The sequence below is a fragment of the Novosphingobium endophyticum genome, assembly GCF_014640675.1.
Classification (GTDB): domain Bacteria; phylum Pseudomonadota; class Alphaproteobacteria; order Sphingomonadales; family Sphingomonadaceae; genus Novosphingobium; species Novosphingobium endophyticum.
In genome coordinates this window covers 60,305-78,755 of record NZ_BMHK01000010.1, presented here as the reverse complement: position 1 = coordinate 78,755, position 18,451 = coordinate 60,305, and the positions used below count along the sequence as shown (strand labels likewise).

Sequence of the window (18,451 nt, the reverse complement as noted above, 5' to 3'; positions counted from 1 at the left end):
ACAGCTTGTGCCTTTACCGGCTTTCCAGATCGGCTGAAGCCAGGAGAATCCATGAATATCCAGTTCCTAGAAGCGGCAGCTCCCAATTCCCAACGTCTCGTCGCCCGTCTGGTCAACCAGGATGCTATGCCCGCCGATCTGGAACCGGTGCTGACCGAAGGCGCGAAGCAGTCGCGCTTTTCGGGCAAGGCTGGGCAGGTTTTCGAAGGCTTTGTCGAACGGGACGGCAAGGTCGTGCGCGTCGTGCTCGCCGGGATCGGCGCGCCTTCGGCCAAGGACCGCAGGGCGGCGATCGAGAAGGCCGGCGCCGCCGTGGTCGCCAGGTACCTGACTTCGGGCGAGACCGCGCTGGCGCTGGACGTGACCGGGGCCGGGCTCTCGGCGGAGGACGTCGCCGGCGCGCTGCTCGGCGCGGTGCTGCGCTCGTGGCGTCACGACGTCTATCGCACAAAGCAGGCCGATGACGCGAAGCCGACGCTTTCGGGCATTTCGGTAATCGGTGCGCCCGCGGACGCGTCCGACCAATGGGCGATCGAAATGGCAGTGGCCGAGGGCGTCGCTTTCACGCGGGAACTGGTCACCGAGCCGGCCAACACAATCTATCCGGAAAGTTTCGTCGAACGCTGCGAAAAGCGCATGGCCGGCACCGGCATCAGGCTTCGCGTGCTGGACGACAAGGAAATGGCCGAACTCGGCATGGGCGCGCTGCTCGGCGTGGCGCAGGGCTCGGACCGTCCGGGCCGGTTGCTGGTGATGGAATGGATGGGTGGGGACAAGGGCGAAAAGCCCGTCGCTTTCGTCGGCAAGGGCGTCACGTTCGATACCGGCGGAATCAGCATCAAGCCTGCGGCGGGCATGGAGGACATGAAGTGGGACATGGGCGGCGCGGGCGCCGTGGCCGGCGCCATGCTCGCGCTCGCGCTGCGCAAGGCGCGGGCCAACGTGGTCGGCGTTTGTGGCCTGGTCGAGAACATGCCGGGCAGCAATGCTCAGCGTCCGGGGGACGTGGTGACGTCGCTGTCCGGCCAGACCATCGAAGTCATCAATACCGACGCCGAAGGGCGGCTCGTGCTGTGCGATGCAATCACATGGGTGCAGCGTGAATACGCCCCGGCGAAGATCGTCGACCTCGCGACGCTGACGGGGGCGATCATCGCCGCGCTGGCGCATGAATATGCGGGGCTCTTTTCGAACAATGACGAGCTTGCCGCCGCGCTTTCGGCCGCCGGCGACGCGTCGGGCGACAGGCTCTGGCGCTTCCCGATGGGGCCGGCCTACGACAAGCAGCTCGACAGCCCGATTGCCGACATGAAAAATATCGGCACCCGTTTCGGAGGTTCGATCACGGCGGCGCAGTTCCTCCAGCGCTTCGTCGAGAACGAAACGCCCTGGGCGCATCTCGACATCGCGGGCATGGTCTGGGCCGACAAGCCGGGCGCGACCTGGGACAAGGGGGCCACCGGCTTCGGCGTGCGTCTGCTCGACCGCTTCGTGCGCGACACTCTCGAAGGTTAAGGGGGGGGGGGCGCGGCCGATGCGGGTCGATTTCTACCAGCTCAGCCGCGATCCCGCCGAAGTGGCCCTACCGCTGATCGCGGGCAAGGTGATCGCCTCGGGCGAGCGGCTGCTCGTCGTCTCGGCCGACGGCGAGCAGCGCCAGCGGATTCGGCAGGCGTTGTGGTCCGCGGGCGCCGAGGCCTTTCTTGCCAACGGCGAGGCCGGCGAAGGGCAGGAAGAGCGCCAGCCGATCCTGCTCTCCGACCGGGCCGAACCCGCCAATGGCGCGCGGTTCCTTGCCATTGCAGATGGCCAGTGGCGCGAAGGGGACACGCCTTTCGCGCGTACGTTCTATCTGTTCGGCGATGCCACCGTGCAGCAGGCGCGCGGGGTCTGGCGCGATCTGCGCGGCCGTGAGGGCGTCGAACACTTTTACTGGAAGCAGGAAGGCGGCCGCTGGGTCCAGGCCGGCTGATGCCCGGTGCTTGCGGTCCGGAGCGTTCCCGGCTAGGGGCGCGCCCGACTTCGCATAACACAATTCGCAAGGAACAATGAGCCATGGCGGTTACCCGCACCTTTTCGATCATCAAGCCCGACGCCACCCGCCGCAACCTGACCGGCGCCGTCACCAAGATGCTGGAAGAGGCGGGCCTGCGCGTCGTCGCATCCAAGCGCATCCAGATGAGCAAGGAACAGGCCGAGGGTTTCTACGAGGTCCACAAGGAGCGGCCCTTCTTCAACGATCTCGTTTCTTTCATGGTCTCCGGCCCGGTTGTGGTGCAGGTGCTTGAGGGCGAGGACGCGGTGAAGCGCAACCGCGACGTGATGGGCGCCACCAACCCGGCCGATGCCGCCGAGGGCACGATCCGCAAGTCCTATGCCGAATCGATCGAGGCGAACTCGGTCCACGGTTCGGATTCGGATGAGAACGCCGCGATCGAAATCGCCTACTTCTTCAAGCCGGAAGAGATCGTCGGCTGAATTTGGGTTAATTCTTGTTAAGAATGCCGGAGGCCGCCCGTTTGGGCGGCCTTTTCTTTTGCAGCCCGGCGCCGGTCATGGCTAACTGACGGTCAGTGGTCGCCCATCGCATGACATTTCAATCGAGGATGGGAGTTCTTCATGAACGGGAAGACATTCGTGATCGCTGCAGGGGTATCATTCATCGCGGCCCTGCTGACTTCGGGGATGGCGCGTGTCGAGGTGCCGAGCGCACCTTTGCATTTGATCGAGCACGTTTCATTGCGCTAGACTCCCTCGCGAGGGAGACGTTCAATGCAAGACATGGGTGAGGCGGGAGAAGCCTGTCCGTTCGAGTTCAACTTCGACGAGAAGACGTTCAAGGTCGGCGATACCGTGAGCTTTCGCGTCAATGGCAGCCTCGAAGGGTTCCCCTTCGTCGGCACCCTGGTCGAAGTCCACGACGACCATGTGATGATCGCCGGCGATCCGAACGATCCGGACAAGCACTATCGCGGCACGCGCGAAAGCCGGCCGCTGGTCGACTATTCCGAGGTCTGATCAGAACCCGTCGGCAGCATCCATCAGCGCGGTCAGCCGCCGCGGCGCCACTGACCGCCAGCTTCGCGCGAGGCGCTCGCCGATGAGATCCCAGTCGGTCCCCTCGATGTCGAGCCGAATGCCTATCCAGCCGTCGCCGAAGTATGCGGGGCGGAAGTAACGCCGCTCGTCCTGCTCGATGAGCATGATCTGCTCGTCGACGCCGCTGATCTTGACCAGCAGCGCGATCCGGCCGTCGCCGTGGTGGTCGCGGCTGAAATAGGCGAACTTCTTGCCCTTGACGATGCCGAAGCAGGGCATTCCGTGACTGAGGGTTTCGTCCGCCTCAGGCATGGCCATGGCCTTTTCGCGCACGCGCTCCAGTAGCCATTCCGGGCTCTTTTCACGCGTCACCAGTTTGGCGAGGCAGCGCGAATAAAGCTGGTGCTCGGCGATCAGCACGCGCGCGGCGAGGCTCTCGGGCGTGTCGCCGGAAACGATCGCCACGGGAATCTGGCCGAGAATCGGGCCGTCATCGAGTTCGGACGTGACGAGATGGACGGTCGCGCCGCCTTGCAGGTCGCCGGCGTCAAGAGCGCGCTGGTGCGTATGGAGTCCGGTGTACCTGGGTAGCAGCGAGGGGTGGATGTTGACCATGCGGCCTTCCCACGCGGCCACGAACTCGGGCGTCAGGATGCGCATGTAACCGGCGAGCGCGATCCATTGCGCACCCGATTCGCGGATCGCCCTATCCATTGCAGTGTCATGCGCGGCGCGCGTCATGCCCTTGTGCGAGAGGGCGAAAGTCGAAACGCCTTCGGCTTCGGCAAGCGCGAGACCTTTGGCCGCCGGGTCGTTGGACGCCACCAGCACGATCTCGTAGGGGCAGGACTCGTCGCGGCTGGCGTAGAGCAGCGCCGCCATGTTGGTGCCGCTGCCGGAGATGAGGACGGCGACTTTTGCCCGGTCAGGCAAGGTGGACCGCCTCCCAGTTTTCCCGCGCGGACCAGACCTCGGCCTTGCCCTGCACGGTGCAGCCCTTTTCGCCCGGTTCGATGGCGCCGATCACGAAAACCGTCTCGCCCGCGGCTTCAAGCTCGCCCTGCAGCGCGGCGGCATCGTCGGCTCTGACGGCCAGGACCATGCCGATGCCGCAGTTGAAGGTGCGCGCCATCTCGGCCGGCTCGATGTGGCCCTGGGCCTGGAGGAAGGCCATCAGGCGCGGCTGGAGCCAGGCGCTTGCCTCGATGCGCGCGTGGAGGCCATCGGGCAGGACGCGCGGGATGTTCTCGAGTAACCCGCCGCCGGTGATGTGGGCGAGTGCGTGGATTCGTCCCGAGCGGATGAAGGGCAGCAGGCTCTTCACGTAGATTCGCGTGGGCGCGATCAGCGCGTCGATCAGCAGCACTTCGGGATCGAACAGGGCCGGGCGGTCGAGCTTCCAGCCCTTGTCCTCGGCAAGGCGCCGCACCAGCGAATAGCCGTTGGAGTGAACGCCGGAGGAGGCAAGGCCAAGCAGCACGTCGCCGCTCGAAACCTTGTCGCCGGTAAGCTGCTCGCCGCGCTCCACGGCGCCGACGCAGAATCCCGCGAGGTCATAGTCGCCGGCGGCGTACATGCCCGGCATTTCCGCCGTCTCGCCACCGATCAGCGCGCAGCCCGACATCTTGCAGCCCTCGGCAATGCCGGCCACGACGCGCTCGGCGACGCCGTTCTCCAGCTTGCCGGTGGCGAAGTAGTCGAGGAAGAACAGGGGCTCGGCGCCCTGGACGATAAGGTCGTTCACGCACATCGCGACGAGGTCGATACCGATGTGGTCGTGCCGGTCATGGTCTATGGCGAGCTTGACCTTGGTGCCGACGCCGTCGTTGGCGGCCACCAGCAGCGGGTCCTTGTACCCGGCCGCGCGCGGATCGAAGAAGCCGCCGAAGCCGCCGAGGTCCGCGTCGGCGCCGGGGCGCGCGGTCGCTTTCGCCAGCGGGGCGATGGCCTTGACGAGGGCATTGCCGGCGGCGATCGACACGCCGGCCTGCTCATACGAATAGCTCTTATCGTCGGACATTGCGCGCCCCTATCGCTTTACGACTTGGATTTCCATCGCCGTTTGGGCAAAAGGCCCCGGCTTTGACAATGGCGATGACAACCTCCCACAGATTTTGGCGGCTCGGCCGCGTCGGTTCGCTTCCTGGCACGGCGAGGCGCAGGGGCCTTGTGCTGGCAGGCCTGGCCGCGTTGGCGCTTGCCGTGGTCGGCGGAACCGCGCTCGTGGCGCAGATAGAGGGCGATCGCGGTATCGCGCCGCTCGCCAATTCCGAGGACATCCAGGTCAACGGGATCAAGGTCAACGTCACCGGCAAGACCGGGGCCGAAGCGCGCATCGCCGGCTGGAAACAGGCCCAGAAGGAAGCCTGGAAGAAGCTGGGCGGGCCGGACATGCCGCTCGAATCGATCGACGCGATGGTTTCCTCCATTGTCATCGAGCGCGAGCAGATCGGTGAGCATCGCTATATCGCGACGCTCGGCGTGATCTTCGACAAGGCGAAGGCGGGGCAGTTCGTCGGCGGTGGCGGCGCGGCGATTCGCTCGGCTCCGCTCCTGGTGATCCCGGTGCTCTATTCCGGCGGCGTGCGCCAGGTCTTCGAAGTGCGCGGCCCGTGGCAGCGCGCCTGGGCCGAGTTTCAGGCGGCGCAGAGCACGATCGATTACGTGCGGCCGGTGGGCGCGGGCGGCGAATCGCTGATTCTCACGGCCGGACAGCCAGGGCGGCGCAGCCGCCTGTGGTGGCGCAACGTGCTCAACCAGTTTGAGGCGGCCGACGTCGTGATCCCTGTCGCGCGACTGGAGCGGCAGTGGCCGGGAGGCCCGGTCAGGGGCACTTTCACTGCCCGCCACGGCCCCGACAACACGTTTCTCGCCAGCTTCGTTCTCACCGCCCCCAGCGAGGAGCAGGTGCCGGCGATGCTCGAACAGGCGGTCAGCCGCATCGACGGTATCTATCGCGACGGGCTCGAGCGGGGCCTGCTGCGGCCCGATCCGACTCTCCAGGCCGCGGGCGCCGCGCTGGACAGCGCCTTCGAGGAACTGCGCCGGAAGATGGTCCCGCAGGGCGTGCCGACGGTGGCCGCGACGCCGCAGGCGCCCCCCACGGTTGCGACCGAGGGCGCCGTTTCCGGCGTGGTCGAAACCGTGTCGGTGCAGTTCGCCACGCCCAATGCTGCCGCCGTCGATGCCGCGCTGGCGGCAGTTCGCGGCGTGCCCGGTGTCCGCGGTGCGGCGACGGTCAGCCTCGCAATCGGCGGTACTTCGGTGATGCGCGTGTCGGTGGCGGGCGGAACCGAGAGGCTGGCGGCTGCGTTGAAAGGTCAGGGCTGGGACGTTTCGAGCGCCAATGGCACCCTGAGGATCAGCCGCTAGGCAGGGCACTCGCCATGAGGCAGATCGCACTACCGCTTTCCCCCGCGAGCGACAGTCCGCCGCGCATTGTCGTGGGCAATGCCAATGCGGCGGTGCTCGATGCCTTGTCCGAACCGGGGCAATGGCCTTTCCGCACCGCGATCCTCACCGGCCCGGCGCGCTCGGGCAAGTCGCTGCTGGCGCGCTGGTTCGTGGATACGGGACTCGGCGACGCGGTCGACAATGCCGAGCGCGCGGGCGAGGACGACCTGTTCCACCGCTGGAACCGCGCGCAGGAGACGGGCCAGCCGCTGCTGATCGTCAGCAACCGGCGGCTTGGGAGCGGCGAGGGCGACTGGCGCATCGCCCTGCCGGACCTGCGCTCCCGCCTGGGCGCCGCGCTCGATCTCGAAATCGGGGAGCCGGACGACGAGATGCTGGCGGCGCTGATGGAAATCCACGCGGAAATGCGCGGCCTCGTTCTTGACCATTCCGCAACCGATTATCTTGTACCCCGGTGCGAACGTAGCCATCTGGGGGTTGAACGGCTGGTTGAAACGGTCGACCGGCTCAGTCTGGAGCGTAAACAGGCACCGACAATGGCCATCTGGCGCGACGCCCTGATCGAGACTAAAGGCGGCGCGCAGAAGGATTTAGACAATTAGCTTCGCCTCGCGGAGCTTGCCTTTCGGGCCTTTTGATGGGAGATTCGGACAATGCTGGGTAAACTTGTCCGCTATCTGGATTCCGTGGTGGCGCGCGACCCCGCGCCGCGTTCGCGCTGGGAAGTGCTGCTCTATCCCGGTGTCTGGGCGCTGTTTTGGCACCGGGTCGCGAATCGCCTGTTCAGGGCGCGGCTGTTCTTTCTGGCGCGCGCGGTAAACCACCTCTCGCGTTTTCTGACCGCAATCGACATTCATCCCGGCGCCACGATCGGCAGGAATTTCTTCATCGACCACGGTTTCACCGTGATCGGCGAGACGGCCGAGATCGGCGACAACGTGACGATCTACCAGTGCGTCACGCTGGGCGGATCGAACCCGACCAATGGCAAGGGCGGCAAGCGCCACCCGACGCTGGAGGACAACGTCATCGTCGGTTCGGGCGCGCAGATCATCGGCCCCGTCACGATCGGCAAGCGCGCGCGTATCGGCGCCAGCGCGGTCGTGACCGAGAACGTGCCCGAAGGCGCGACGATGATCGGCGTCAAGGCCCGCTCGACGTTGGTCGGGGCCGAAACCTATGCCAAGGAATTTATGCCTTACGGCACGCCCTGCAAGGAACCGTGCGAACCGGCTCCCAACCAGCGCGTCGACGAACTGGAAGAGCAGATCGAGGTTCTGCGCGCGCAGGTGGAGGCGCTGATGGCGGAGCGTGAGGCCGCCAAGTCGTCCGAGCCTGCCTGCAAGGGCGTCTGACCTGGATGGCGGCGGGTCCGGCAGGATCGAATTCGCTTCCCGGCAGTGTCGTAGCGTTCCCCCGGCGCGGGCTGCTGCAGGTCGGCTTTGACCGGCTGGAACTGACGCGCATTCTCGATCTCTACGGCCGCATGGTCGCCGCTGGGATGTGGCGCGACTATGCGATGGACTTCGGCAAGGATGCCGCCAGCTTCTGCGCCTTCCGACGCGCTGCCGAACGCCCCCACGCCCGCGTAGAAAAACGCCCCTCGCTGCGGGGCAAGCAGGGCATGTGGACGCTGTTCGGCGAGGCCGGGCAGATACTCAAGCGCGGCCACGAACTGGCCGGGGTGCTGAGCCCGCTCGAGCGCAGGCTGCTGAAGGTGGTCGAGGGGTGATCAGGCGAACGTCAGTCGTTCATCCGCGAGCGATTGTTGAGCCTTGGTGATCTTGCCGATTATGCGGAACAGAAACAGCGCGGAGATACACCACAGCGAAACTCCGGTCAGTTCAAGTGCTGGGTTGACACCGACCGGCGTCACGATTCCGGCGTTCGTGAAGATATTAAATAGCGAGATGCAGGTCACAAAGCTGACCAGCAGCGTTCCCGCGAGGTAGCATGTCCACCAGATCGTGATCTCGCTGACACTCGCCTTGGCCTGCCATTCGTCCTCGCCGTGGCTCCGATTCCAGAGTTCTCGCATGGCAAGAAATGGTACGAACAGGTTTGCCACCGGGACGAAGAAACTGCCGACGGACCACCCGGGACGAACCGAAAGTCCGGAAAGGCCCGCGTCGTGCAAGTTGGCAAGGCTCTTGTGAAACCAGGCAAGGATCGGAGGTACGCTGGCGACGAAGAAGAGAATGCCGATCCCCATCGCAACGCTGCGCACACCAAAGGCGATGTACCACGCCTGACCATACGGTTCGGTCATGACGATGCTCAACATCCAGCCGCTTATGGCGGCCACGACAATCCAGACCAGAATGTAAATAGCAATCGATACCTGCGCGACGCGCGACAATGTCGTTAGCCGTGCGCTGTCGCGCTTAGCAAGATAGCTAGACATACTTGGAGATTCCCCTACGCGCCAAGTGAAGCTTGGCCGGACGAGGCATTCGCGTCAATCCGCCTTGCCAGAGTTTAGCCCTGCGATTTCAACAGCATCGACAGCGCGTGGTGCGATTGCTCCATGCCGTTCTCCAGCACACGATCACCGCGCCGGTCGCGGATGCGGTCCCACGCCTTGGCGAAGCCTTCCACCGTGCGTTCGCCCTCCGGTAGCAGCACGCCTTCGTTCATGGTGATAAAGGCGCTCTGGAACACGCCGCCGCCGGCCGCGACGATTGCGTCGCTGGGCGCGTCCTTCGAGACAAGGAACAGGGCGGCGGGGACCACCGCTTCGGGTTCGAAGGCCTTGTAGGCCTCGTCCGGAAAGATGTCGGCGGTCATGCGGGTGCCGGCGGTCGGTGCGATGCAGTTGACGCGGATGTCGTGCTTGGCGCCTTCCATCCGGAGCGTGCGGGCAAGCCCGAGCACGCCCGCCTTGGCCGCGCCGTAGTTGGCCTGGCCGAAATTGCCGCCGAGCCCCGAAGCGGACGTCGTCATCAGCACGCGGCCGTATCCCTGCTCGCGCATGGTTTCCCACACCGCCTTGGTGGCGAAGGCGCTGCCGATGAGGTGGACGCGTACGACCAGCTCGAAATCGGCCGGGTCCATCTTGGCGAACGTGCGGTCGCGCAGGATGCCGGCATTGTTGATCAGGATATGGACGGCGCCCCATTGCTCCTTCGCGCGCGCCGCCATCGCTTCCATCTGCGCAAAGTCCGAAACGTCGCCGCCATCGGGCACAGCTTCACCGCCGGCGGCGCGGATTTCCTCGACCACGGACAAGGCCGCGTCGGACTGGCCCGTTCCGTCGCGCGTGCCGCCGATGTCGTTGACCACGACTTTCGCACCGCGCCGCGCGAGTTCGAGCGCGTAGGCGCGGCCGAGGCCATTGCCGGCACCGGTCACGATTGCGACCTGTCCTTCGAAGGAGATAGTCATGTCGCGGCACTCCGGCTTGGCGCGTTTTCCGATGAACGTCAGGCGAAATGGCAGGTTCGTCGGTGCGGTTCAATTGCAAAGCGCGATGCACCATATGGCGCTCTGCCGCTTGCTCCCGCGCGCTCCCGGCGCCATAGGCGGTGCGAAACGAATCCGGCGAGTCTCGATGACCGCCTTGACCAGACCGCCCAAGCGAAAGGCCTTCCGCGATGAAAGTCCGCGTCCACGTCAGCCTCAAGCCCGGTGTCCTCGATCCGCAGGGTCGGGCGATCCACCATTCGCTCGAAGGACTCGGCTTCTCGGGCGTCAACGAAGTGCGGGCAGGGCGCCTGATCGAACTCGATGTGGCGGACAGCGTCACCGATGAGGCGCTCGACGACATGTGCCGCAAGCTGCTCGCCAACATGGTGATCGAGAACTACCGCATCGAAAAGGTCGCCACATGACCTTCTGCTGCGCCGTCGTCACTTTTCCCGGCTCCAATTGCGACCGCGACATGGCGGTGGCGCTGGAGAAGGTTTCCGGCACCGCGCCGCTTCGCGTCTGGCACGGCGACGCCGACCTGCCCGAGGGGCTCGACTTCATCGCGCTGCCGGGCGGCTTTTCCTACGGCGACTATCTGCGCTGCGGCGCGATCGCCTCGCGCTCGCCGATCATGCGCGCCGTGGTGGAAGCCGCCAACCGCGGTGTGCCCGTGCTGGGTGTCTGCAACGGCTTTCAGGTCCTGACCGAGAGCGGTCTGCTGCCGGGAGCGTTGCTGCGCAATTCGGTGATCCGCTTCGTCTGCCGCGACGTGAAGCTCAGGGTCGAGAATGCGCAGTCGCTGTTTACCAGCGGTTATGAGGCCGGGCAGGAAATCCTGATTCCCGTCGCCCACCATGACGGAAACTACTTCGCCGACGAAGCGACGCTCGACCGCCTCGAAGGCGAGGGCCGGGTGGCCTTCCGCTACGCGGAGGACGTCAACGGTTCGTCGCGCCAGATCGCGGGTGTGCTCAACGGTGCCGGAAACGTGCTCGGCATGATGCCGCACCCTGAGCGGGCGATCGAAGCGACGCATGGCGGCACGGACGGCCGGGCGCTGTTCGAAAGTGCGATGAAAGCGCTGGTCGGGGCCTAGGCCGCGGTTTGGTTCGTAAGCCGGGTTGAATCGCGGAACAGTGCCAGGGCATCGGCTGCCGACATCGGGCGACCGAAGAAATATCCCTGGATCTTGCGGCAGCCGAGCTGGCGGATGATGTCGACCTCCGCTTGCGTTTCCGCGCCTTCGGCGGTGGTCGACATGCCCAGGCTGTCGGCCATGGCGACGACGGCGCGGATGATGGCCAGACTTTCCGGATTGCCCGTCGCGGCGCCCTGAACGAACATTCGGTCGACCTTGATCGTCGAGAACCGCAGCTTGCGCAGGTAGCCGAGCGAGGAATAGCCCGTCCCGAAATCGTCGAGCGCGACGCTGCAGCCCAGTGCCATCACTTGCTCCAGCGCGGCATTGGCCTTGGCCGTATCGCGCAGGAAGATGCTTTCGGTGACCTCCACCTCGAGGCGGCTGGCCTTGAGGCCGCTTTGCGTCAGGGCGGAGACGACGCGGGCAACGAAGTTCTGCTCCAGCAACTGCTCGCCTGAAACGTTGACTGCCACACGCACATGCTCGGGCCAGTTCATCGCTTCCCGGCATGCCTGGTGCAGGACCCATTCGCCGATGGGCACGATCAGGCGCGTGTCCTCGGCCAGCGGAATGAACTTCACCGGAGACACGCTTCCGTGTTCCTTGCTGTTCCAGCGCAGCAGGGCCTCGAAGCTCACGACGCCTTCCGTGTCAGCGGCGACGACGGGCTGGTAGACCAGCTCGAATTCCTTGCGCTCGAGCGCGTGGCGCAGCGCGACTTCGAGCTTGCGGCGTTCCTCGGCATGGGCGTGGAGGGCGGGTTCGAAGGTGCAATGCGCGTTGCCGCCGGTGTCCTTGGAGCGGTAGAGCGCAAGGTCCGCGTTGCGCATCAGCGTCTCTACCGTGGAGCCGTCACGCGGCCCGATCGCCGAACCGACTGAAGCGCCGACGTAGAGTGTATGGTGATCGACCTCATAGGGCTGTGAAAGCCGCTGGATCACGCGCTCCGCAACGCACTCGACATGTTGCAGGTCGCTGGCATCGCGAATGACGATGGCGAATTCGTCACCGCCCAGACGGCCGCACAGTTCGTTGTCGGTCATCAGTTCCTTGAGCCGCTCCGAGACGCGCGCCAGCAACTGGTCGCCGACGAGGTGGCCGAGCGAATCGTTGACCGACTTGAAGCGATCGAGATCTATCATCAGGAGGGCGCAGCGGGTGCGCCACTTCTCGGCATAAGTCAGGGCTTCGCCCAAGGTCTCGGTCAGCATCAGGCGGTTGGGGAGTCCGGTCAGCGTATCGTACCGTGCGAGCCAGGCGATCTTGTCCGAATTCTCGCGGGCTTCGGTCACATCCGAGCCGACGCCGCGAAAGCCGTCGAAATTGCCGTTCTCGTCGAACTTTGGCGTGCCCGACAGTTCCCACCAGCGCGACCGTCCGTGAATCGTCACGCGTACCAGTAGGTTGGAGAAGTTCTCGCGCTGCTTGAGACGCTCGGCAAGGTCGCGCAGGCTGCTGGAAAACTGTCCGCTTTCCCACGCCGAGCCGGCGATGAGCTGGATGAGGGGCATCCCCTCGATCTCCGCTGTCTCCATGCCCAGGGCAAAGGCAAAGCGCGGCGAGGCGGAGCGGACACGGCGCGAGGTGTCGATCTGCCAGAGCCAGTCGGCTTCTCCCTCCTCGAATTCGCGAAGGAGCATGGAGACGACTTCGTCTTTCTCGATAATCCCGGCTTCCGCGACCTTGGTGGTGATGTGACGCCGCGCGCTTTCTATGGCCGCGGCGATCACGATGCCGGAAAACACGACGCTGACGGCGACCATGTCGAACATGCCGGAAGAGAGGAAGAATACGATCGCAGACCCGCCGGCAATGCAGGTGAATAGCAACGTTCCCAGCGGTACAGCGGGTAGCAGGACCGCCGAGGCTGTCATCAGCGTGGCCAGCACCACCCAGAGTTTCACCTGCGTTTCGGTGTCGACGAAGAACCCGAAGGCGCCGAGCGGGACCGACCATGCCAGACCGTTGAGGACGGAGCAGATCATCTGGGCATTGACTTCATCCCGTGAAATGCGCCTGCGATCCGCATCGATCAGCGACCGGTCTATCCTGACGCCGCGCCACAGCGTTGTAGCGGCAATCACCGCCCAGGCGGCGACGATGACCGGGTGGACCTGCCCCAGGACGAGGGCGGCCACGGCCAGCATCGCGGCAACCTGCGTGGCGATCCGCGCGAAAGTCGAGTGGCCGAGGCAGGAATACTGGATGCCCCGCAGCCGTGCCCAGTCGCCTTCGTCTGGATCGGTCAGGCCCAGGACGGCAGGGATGGGCAGCTCTTTGGGCAGAGCGCTGGCGGTGGATGGTTTCTTCACGCCGCCGCTATAACCGACTGAGGGTTATTACGGAGTAAAGCACCGGCGAACACAGATGCAAATACGGCCGGCCTTGTCTGAATTGAAGACCCGGGCCGCTATTCGACGGTCACGCTCTTCGCAAGGTTGCGTGGCTGGTCGACGTCGGTGCCTTTCACGCAGGCGACGTGGTAGGCGAGCAGTTGCACCGGCACGGCATAGACTAGCGGTGCGATCAGCGGGTGGACCTTGGGCATCTCGATGGTCGCGATGCAGCCGTCTCCGGCCTCATCGATACCGTCCCGGTCCGAGATCAGCACGACCTTGCCGCCGCGCGCGCGCACTTCCTGCATGTTGCTGACGGTCTTCTCGAAGAGCGGACCCGAGGGCGCGATGACCACGACTGGAACCGCATCGTCGATCAGCGCGATAGGGCCGTGCTTCATTTCGCCCGAGGCGTAGCCCTCCGCGTGAATATAGCTGATTTCCTTGAGCTTGAGCGCACCCTCCAGCGCCAGCGGATAGTCCGGGCCGCGGCCCAGGTAGAGCACGTCGCGAGCCGGAGCGATGAGGTGGGCCATCTCGGCGATATCCTCGTCGTAGGCGAGCGCGGCGTTGAGGCAGGCCGGCGCTTCGAGGAGATGCTTGACGATTTCGGTCTCTTCGGCGCGGTCCATGTGTCCACGCTTGACGGCGAGATGCGCGGCCAGGGCGGCGAGCACCGCGAGCTGGCAGGTGAAGGCCTTGGTCGAGGCGACGCCGATCTCCGGCCCGGCGTGGGTGGGCAGCAGCAGGTCCGCCTCGCGCGCCATGGTGCTGGTCGGCACGTTGACCACAACGGCTATCTTCTGCCCCGCGTCCTTGCAGTGGCGCAGCGCCGCGAGTGTGTCGGCGGTTTCGCCCGATTGCGAGATGAACAGGGCAAGCCCGCCCGGTTCGAGCACCGGCTCGCGGTAGCGAAACTCGCTTGCTACGTCTATGTCGACCGGCAGGCGCGCGAAGTGCTCGATCCAGTACTTGGCGACCATGCCGGCATAGAAGCTGGTGCCGCAGGCGACGATAGTTATGCGGCTCACGCCGGTAACGTCGAAATCGATCTGGGGCAGGGCGACCGACTGGTCCACCTGCCGGATGTAGCTGCGCAGGGTCTGAGCCACCACGGTCGGCTGCTCGAAGATCTCCTTCTGCATGAAGTGGCGATAATTGCCCTTCTCGATCGCCACGGCAGAGGCGCCCGAGGTCACCACCTCGCGCTCGACGGGATTGTTGTCGGCATCGTGGATGCGCGCACCTTCGCGGGTGATGACGACCCAGTCGCCTTCCTCCAGATACGAGATCTTCTGCGTCAGCGGGGCGAGGGCGAGCGCGTCCGAGCCCAGATATGTCTCGCCGTCGCCGTAGCCGACGACGAGCGGCGAGCCGAGGCGGGCGCCGATCAGCATGTCGGGGTAGCGGCGGAAAGCTATGGCAAGCGCGAAGGCGCCGCGAAGCTGCGGCAGGACCGCTTTCACCGCGTCCTCGGGCGACAGGCCTGCCTCGACCTGTTCGGAGACGAGATGGGCGACGACTTCGGTGTCGGTCTGGCTCTCGAACGTGCGGCCCCGCGCCTCGAGCCCTTCGCGCAAGGGGCGGAAGTTCTCGATGATGCCATTGTGCACGAGCGCGAGTTCTTCGGTCGCGTGGGGATGGGCGTTGGCGGCGGTGGGTGCGCCGTGCGTCGCCCAGCGCGTGTGGGCGATGCCGATCAGGCCCGGCGCGGGGTTCTGCGCCAGTTCCCTCACGAGGTTGAGCAGCTTGCCCTCGGCGCGGCGGCGGACGAGCCGGCCATCTTCCACCGTGCATACGCCGGCGCTGTCATAGCCGCGGTATTCCATGCGTCTGAGGCCGTCGACCAAGCGCTCTGCGACTTCTTCCTTGCCGACGATGCCGATAATTCCACACATGAGAGAGAACGCTGCCCCTGTAGTCTGCCGATGGCCGGCTGTTGCAGCACGCGGCCAACGGTACAAGTGAGAAAATCGTACTAATCCGGCCCGGAAAGACCCTGAAAGGCCCTAATCGCCGTCGAGCATGTTGCCGAAGCCGCCGAGAATAGAGCCTTCGCCCCGGTTCTGTCCGCCGCGCGAGCCGGCCGCCGCCAGCATGCGTCCGGCAAGCCGCGAGAAGGGTAGCGACTGTATCCAGACCTTGCCGGGACCGCGCAGGCGGGCGAAGAACACGCCTTCGCCGCCGAAGATCATCGATTTGACGGAGCCGGCGCGGATCACGTCGAAATCAATGCCGGACGTATAGGCCGCGACGCAGCCGGTATCGATGTGCAGTTCCTCGCCGGGGGCGAGTTCGCGCTCGACCACGGTTCCGCCCATCTGCACGAAGACCCAGCCATCGCCTTCCAGCTTCTGCATGATGAAGCCTTCGCCGCCGAACAGCCCGGTCATGATCCGTTGCTGGAAATGAATGCCGATCGAAACGCCGCGCGCGGCGGCAAGGAAGGCGTCCTTCTGGCAGATCAGGCGGCCGCCGACATCGTCCAGCTTGATCGGAAGGATCGCGCCCGGCACCGGGGCGGCGAAGGCGACGCGCGCCTTGCCTTGCCCTTGATGGGTAAAAACGGTGGTGAACAGGCTTTCGCCGGTGACGAGGCGCTTTCCGGCACCGAGCAGCTTGCCCATGAAGCCGCTCCCCTGACCGCCGGAACCGTCGCCGAATACCGTCGACATCTCGATCGTGGCGTCCTTCCAGACCATCGCTCCGGCCTCGGCCACCGCGCTCTCGCCCGGATCGAGTTCGATTTCGACGAACTGGAGTTCCTGTCCCTTGATCTCGAAATCGACGTCGTCGGAAACCGACGAACTGCGGGTGTGGCTCCAGGGGCTGCTTGCCATGATGACTCCGTCGTGGTGAAAAGCGTGGGCGCCGCCGTGCAGGCCGGCGCGCCGCTGGACTTTACTTGTCTTGTTCGGCCTTCTTCTTTTTCATGGCGTCGTGGAACCGGTCTGCCCAGCCGGGTTTCACGAGCTGGTCCCCGCGCACCATGCGAAGTTCTCCGTCGGCCACGTCGCGTGTCACCGCGCTTCCGGCGGCGACGATGGCGTCCGCGCCGATCTTCACCGGCGCAACGAGGGCGCTGTTCGAGCCGATGAAGGCGCGCTCGCCGATTATGGTCTTGTGCTTGAAGTAGCCGTCGTAGTTGCAGGTAATCGTACCCGCGCCGATGTTGGCGCCGGCACCGATCTCGGCATCGCCGAGGTACGTCAGGTGATTGGCCTTGGCCCCTTCGCCCAGCACCGCCTTCTTGACTTCGACGAAATTGCCGACCTTCGATTTCGACTTGAGCACCGCGCCGGGGCGCAGGCGGGCGTAAGGCCCGACCTCGACACCACTTTCCAGGGTCGCGCCAGCGAGGTGCGAGAAGGCATGAATGACGACATCGTCGGCAACCGTGACGCCGGGGCCGAAGACGACGTTGGGTTCGATGGTGACGTCGCGGCCGAGCTGCGTGTCCCAGGCGAAGAATACGGTTTCCGGCGCGATCAGCGTCGCACCGTCGGCCATGGCCTGCACGCGGCGCTTTTTCTGCCAGCGTGCCTCGGCCTCGGCGAGTTCGCCGCGGCTGTTGATGCCGCCCACCTCGTCGGGATCGTCGGTGGTGATGACGGCGCAGTGCCGGCCTTCCAGCGTGGCGATGTTGACGACATCGACCAGGTAGTATTCGCCCTGGGCATTGTCGTTGCCCACCTTGGCAAGCATGCTGAACAGGTCGGCCGACTTCACCGCCATCAGCCCCGAATTGCACAGGCGGCAGGCGCGCTGCTCCTTGCTGGCATCCTTGTATTCGACCATCATCGCGATACGCCCGTCGTCGTGCGCGAGGATGCGCCCGTATTGCAGCGGATCTTCCGGCTCGAAGCCGAGCACGACCACGGCGGGCGCATCGTCCGAATGGAGCCGCTCGATCATGGCGCGCATGGTCCCGGCGCGGACGAAAGGCACGTCGCCGTAGAGGATCAGCACGTCGCCCTCGAAGCCGGCCAGCGCTGCCTCGGCCTGCTGGACGGCGTGGCCGGTGCCCAGTTGCGGCTCCTGCACCGCTATCGCCGCGTGCGCGCCCAGCGCCTTTTCGAGCTGTTCGCGCCCGTGCCCCGCGACGACGACCTGCCGTTCCGGCGTCAGTTCCCGCGCGCTTGCCATCAGGTGGTCGATCATGGGTCTGCCCGCGATCGGATGGAGCACCTTGTGCAGGTCGCTCTTCATGCGGGTGCCTTTGCCGGCGGCGAGGACGATGATGGCAAGCGGTGTACTGGCGGTAGTCATGGCGACCATGTGCCAGCAAATTGTTGCGGTTTCCACACCAAGTCTTAACTGAGGGGCACATGACTTCATTTCCCTTCGAAATCGTGGGTTTTGACCTCGACGGAACCCTCCTCGACAGCCACGGCGACCTCGCGGCCGCGCTGAACCACGCGATTGCGTTCGAGGGCCGCCCCGGCATCCCCGCTTCACAAGTGCGCGCCCTCATCGGCGGCGGCGCGAAGCGAATGCTCGTCAAGGCGCTCGAGGTGACGGGCGGCGGTGTCGGCGCGCAGCGTCTGGATGAGTTGCACGGCATTCTGCTCAGGTTCTACGAGGCGAACGTCGCGGTCGAGACGCGGCTGTTTCCCGGCGGAGAGGCGATGCTGGACGGGCTTGCCGCGCGCGGCGTGAAGCTTGCGGTCGTGACCAACAAGCTGGAGCGCCTGGCCGTGCGGATATTCGATGAACTCGGCCTTTCCGATCGTTTCTATACCGTGATAGGCGGCGACACGCTGGGGCCGGGCAGGGCCAAGCCGAAGCCTGACCTGCTGTTCGAAATGCTCGATCGCGCAGGCGTTCCGCGCGAGGGCGCACGTGCTGCCTATGTCGGTGATACGACGTATGACACGGGCGCGGCCGCCGCGGCAGGGATGCCTTGCATAGCGGTCAGCTTCGGCTTCTGCGACAGGCCGGTCCGCGAACTGGGCGCCAGTGCCGTGATCGATCACTTCGACGAGCTGATCCCGGTGCTCGAATCAGTCGGCGCCGTTTCAGCCACTTAAGCGCCCCAACGATAACAGAAGCGACCGCCGCGAGAGGGAGCGCCGCCGTCTTGCCTCGTTGCCGCTATCGTGCAAGCCCTCAT

General features: G+C 65.4%; 19 protein-coding genes. 11 read left to right on the top strand and 8 right to left on the bottom strand.

What is annotated here, in order from left to right; all coding sequences use genetic code 11:
• Window positions 1–51: 51 nt before the first annotated feature.
• The 4 genes from IEX32_RS09385 (at window position 52) to IEX32_RS09370 (ending at window position 3,018) form a co-directional block, all read left to right on the top strand.
• On the top strand, window positions 52–1,515 hold the full coding sequence (locus tag IEX32_RS09385) for a leucyl aminopeptidase (RefSeq protein ID WP_188770790.1): 1,464 nt from the start codon (window positions 52–54) through the stop codon (window positions 1,513–1,515).
• 19 nt (window positions 1,516–1,534) lie between these two features.
• Complete coding sequence (locus IEX32_RS09380; protein WP_188770789.1) at window positions 1,535–1,972, top strand: DNA polymerase III subunit chi; 438 nt, start codon at window positions 1,535–1,537, stop codon at window positions 1,970–1,972.
• 83 nt (window positions 1,973–2,055) lie between these two features.
• Complete coding sequence (ndk, locus tag IEX32_RS09375; protein WP_188770787.1) at window positions 2,056–2,478, top strand: nucleoside-diphosphate kinase; 423 nt, start codon at window positions 2,056–2,058, stop codon at window positions 2,476–2,478.
• Window positions 2,479–2,772: 294 nt separating this feature from the next.
• Window positions 2,773–3,018 carry a hypothetical protein gene (locus IEX32_RS09370; protein ID WP_188770785.1) on the top strand — a complete coding sequence of 82 codons (246 nt, stop codon included), beginning with the start codon at window positions 2,773–2,775 and terminating at the stop codon, window positions 3,016–3,018.
• Here the strand turns inward: IEX32_RS09370 and purN are convergent, their stop codons facing one another.
• Together purN and purM are read right to left on the bottom strand one after the other, a co-directional pair.
• Entirely contained in the window at window positions 3,019–3,972 is a 954-nt protein-coding gene (gene purN / locus IEX32_RS09365; protein WP_188770783.1) for a phosphoribosylglycinamide formyltransferase, read from the bottom strand.
• Window positions 3,965–5,059 (bottom strand): phosphoribosylformylglycinamidine cyclo-ligase, encoded by a 1,095-nt coding sequence (purM, locus tag IEX32_RS09360; protein ID WP_188770781.1) that lies wholly within the window; start codon window positions 5,057–5,059, stop codon window positions 3,965–3,967. The genes purN and purM overlap by 8 nt, the downstream gene beginning before the upstream one ends.
• A gap of 68 nt (window positions 5,060–5,127) precedes the next feature.
• On the opposite strand from purM, the gene IEX32_RS09355 reads away from it, so the two are divergent.
• The 4 genes from IEX32_RS09355 to IEX32_RS09340 are packed head-to-tail and all read left to right on the top strand — an operon-like array spanning window position 5,128 to window position 8,185.
• On the top strand, window positions 5,128–6,411 hold the full coding sequence (locus IEX32_RS09355; RefSeq protein WP_188770779.1) for a heavy-metal-associated domain-containing protein: 1,284 nt from the start codon (window positions 5,128–5,130) through the stop codon (window positions 6,409–6,411).
• A gap of 14 nt (window positions 6,412–6,425) precedes the next feature.
• A complete protein-coding gene (locus tag IEX32_RS09350) occupies window positions 6,426–7,055 on the top strand; it encodes an HdaA/DnaA family protein (protein WP_188770777.1) in 630 nt (209 codons plus the stop codon).
• A gap of 51 nt (window positions 7,056–7,106) precedes the next feature.
• Window positions 7,107–7,808, top strand: a complete 702-nt coding sequence (gene epsC / locus IEX32_RS09345; protein ID WP_188770775.1) for a serine O-acetyltransferase EpsC — start codon at window positions 7,107–7,109, stop codon at window positions 7,806–7,808.
• 5 nt (window positions 7,809–7,813) lie between these two features.
• Complete coding sequence (locus tag IEX32_RS09340) at window positions 7,814–8,185, top strand: DUF2794 domain-containing protein (protein ID WP_188770772.1); 372 nt, start codon at window positions 7,814–7,816, stop codon at window positions 8,183–8,185.
• On the opposite strand, the gene IEX32_RS09335 is transcribed toward IEX32_RS09340, so the two are convergent.
• Complete coding sequence (locus IEX32_RS09335) at window positions 8,186–8,857, bottom strand: DUF4328 domain-containing protein (RefSeq protein ID WP_188770770.1); 672 nt, start codon at window positions 8,855–8,857, stop codon at window positions 8,186–8,188.
• 74 nt (window positions 8,858–8,931) lie between these two features.
• Window positions 8,932–9,837: an SDR family NAD(P)-dependent oxidoreductase gene (locus tag IEX32_RS09330; protein WP_188770768.1), complete on the bottom strand. Its 906-nt coding sequence runs from the start codon at window positions 9,835–9,837 to the stop codon at window positions 8,932–8,934.
• A 209-nt stretch (window positions 9,838–10,046) separates the two neighbouring features.
• Here IEX32_RS09330 and purS point away from each other — a divergent pair, with 209 nt between their 5' ends.
• Window positions 10,047–10,283, top strand: a complete 237-nt coding sequence (gene purS, locus IEX32_RS09325) for a phosphoribosylformylglycinamidine synthase subunit PurS (protein ID WP_188770765.1) — start codon at window positions 10,047–10,049, stop codon at window positions 10,281–10,283.
• Entirely contained in the window at window positions 10,280–10,957 is a 678-nt protein-coding gene (gene purQ, locus IEX32_RS09320; RefSeq protein WP_188770762.1) for a phosphoribosylformylglycinamidine synthase subunit PurQ, read from the top strand. The genes purS and purQ overlap by 4 nt, the downstream gene beginning before the upstream one ends.
• Here the strand turns inward: purQ and IEX32_RS09315 are convergent.
• From IEX32_RS09315 to glmU, 4 genes are all read right to left on the bottom strand, one after another.
• Window positions 10,954–13,314, bottom strand: coding sequence for a putative bifunctional diguanylate cyclase/phosphodiesterase (locus IEX32_RS09315; protein ID WP_229736274.1), 2,361 nt, complete (start codon window positions 13,312–13,314; stop codon window positions 10,954–10,956). The two genes, purQ and IEX32_RS09315, sit on opposite strands and share 4 nt — an antisense overlap.
• A gap of 98 nt (window positions 13,315–13,412) precedes the next feature.
• A complete protein-coding gene (glmS, locus tag IEX32_RS09310; protein WP_188770761.1) occupies window positions 13,413–15,236 on the bottom strand; it encodes a glutamine--fructose-6-phosphate transaminase (isomerizing) in 1,824 nt (607 codons plus the stop codon).
• Window positions 15,237–15,347: 111 nt separating this feature from the next.
• Entirely contained in the window at window positions 15,348–16,178 is an 831-nt protein-coding gene (locus IEX32_RS09305) for a TIGR00266 family protein (protein ID WP_188770759.1), read from the bottom strand.
• A 61-nt stretch (window positions 16,179–16,239) separates the two neighbouring features.
• Window positions 16,240–17,607 (bottom strand): bifunctional UDP-N-acetylglucosamine diphosphorylase/glucosamine-1-phosphate N-acetyltransferase GlmU, encoded by a 1,368-nt coding sequence (glmU, locus tag IEX32_RS09300; protein ID WP_188770757.1) that lies wholly within the window; start codon window positions 17,605–17,607, stop codon window positions 16,240–16,242.
• 59 nt (window positions 17,608–17,666) lie between these two features.
• On the opposite strand from glmU, the gene IEX32_RS09295 reads away from it, so the two are divergent.
• Window positions 17,667–18,368 carry an HAD hydrolase-like protein gene (locus IEX32_RS09295; protein ID WP_188770755.1) on the top strand — a complete coding sequence of 234 codons (702 nt, stop codon included), beginning with the start codon at window positions 17,667–17,669 and terminating at the stop codon, window positions 18,366–18,368.
• Window positions 18,369–18,451 lie beyond the last annotated feature (83 nt).

What these genes read in the sequence shown, in the direction of transcription:
- IEX32_RS09385 (WP_188770790.1), top strand. Translation starts at nt 52, where the DNA reads ATGAATATCCAGTTCCTAGAAGCGGCAGCTCCCAATTCCCAACGTCTC.
- IEX32_RS09380 (WP_188770789.1), top strand. Translation starts at nt 1,535, where the DNA reads ATGCGGGTCGATTTCTACCAGCTCAGCCGCGATCCCGCCGAAGTGGCC.
- ndk (WP_188770787.1), top strand. Translation starts at nt 2,056, where the DNA reads ATGGCGGTTACCCGCACCTTTTCGATCATCAAGCCCGACGCCACCCGC.
- IEX32_RS09370 (WP_188770785.1), top strand. Translation starts at nt 2,773, where the DNA reads ATGCAAGACATGGGTGAGGCGGGAGAAGCCTGTCCGTTCGAGTTCAAC.
- purM (WP_188770781.1), bottom strand. Translation starts at nt 5,059, where the DNA reads ATGTCCGACGATAAGAGCTATTCGTATGAGCAGGCCGGCGTGTCGATC.
- IEX32_RS09355 (WP_188770779.1), top strand. Translation starts at nt 5,128, where the DNA reads ATGGCGATGACAACCTCCCACAGATTTTGGCGGCTCGGCCGCGTCGGT.
- IEX32_RS09350 (WP_188770777.1), top strand. Translation starts at nt 6,426, where the DNA reads ATGAGGCAGATCGCACTACCGCTTTCCCCCGCGAGCGACAGTCCGCCG.
- epsC (WP_188770775.1), top strand. Translation starts at nt 7,107, where the DNA reads ATGCTGGGTAAACTTGTCCGCTATCTGGATTCCGTGGTGGCGCGCGAC.
- IEX32_RS09340 (WP_188770772.1), top strand. Translation starts at nt 7,814, where the DNA reads ATGGCGGCGGGTCCGGCAGGATCGAATTCGCTTCCCGGCAGTGTCGTA.
- IEX32_RS09335 (WP_188770770.1), bottom strand. Translation starts at nt 8,857, where the DNA reads ATGTCTAGCTATCTTGCTAAGCGCGACAGCGCACGGCTAACGACATTG.
- IEX32_RS09330 (WP_188770768.1), bottom strand. Translation starts at nt 9,837, where the DNA reads ATGACTATCTCCTTCGAAGGACAGGTCGCAATCGTGACCGGTGCCGGC.
- purS (WP_188770765.1), top strand. Translation starts at nt 10,047, where the DNA reads ATGAAAGTCCGCGTCCACGTCAGCCTCAAGCCCGGTGTCCTCGATCCG.
- purQ (WP_188770762.1), top strand. Translation starts at nt 10,280, where the DNA reads ATGACCTTCTGCTGCGCCGTCGTCACTTTTCCCGGCTCCAATTGCGAC.
- glmS (WP_188770761.1), bottom strand. Translation starts at nt 15,236, where the DNA reads ATGTGTGGAATTATCGGCATCGTCGGCAAGGAAGAAGTCGCAGAGCGC.
- IEX32_RS09305 (WP_188770759.1), bottom strand. Translation starts at nt 16,178, where the DNA reads ATGGCAAGCAGCCCCTGGAGCCACACCCGCAGTTCGTCGGTTTCCGAC.
- glmU (WP_188770757.1), bottom strand. Translation starts at nt 17,607, where the DNA reads ATGACTACCGCCAGTACACCGCTTGCCATCATCGTCCTCGCCGCCGGC.
- IEX32_RS09295 (WP_188770755.1), top strand. Translation starts at nt 17,667, where the DNA reads ATGACTTCATTTCCCTTCGAAATCGTGGGTTTTGACCTCGACGGAACC.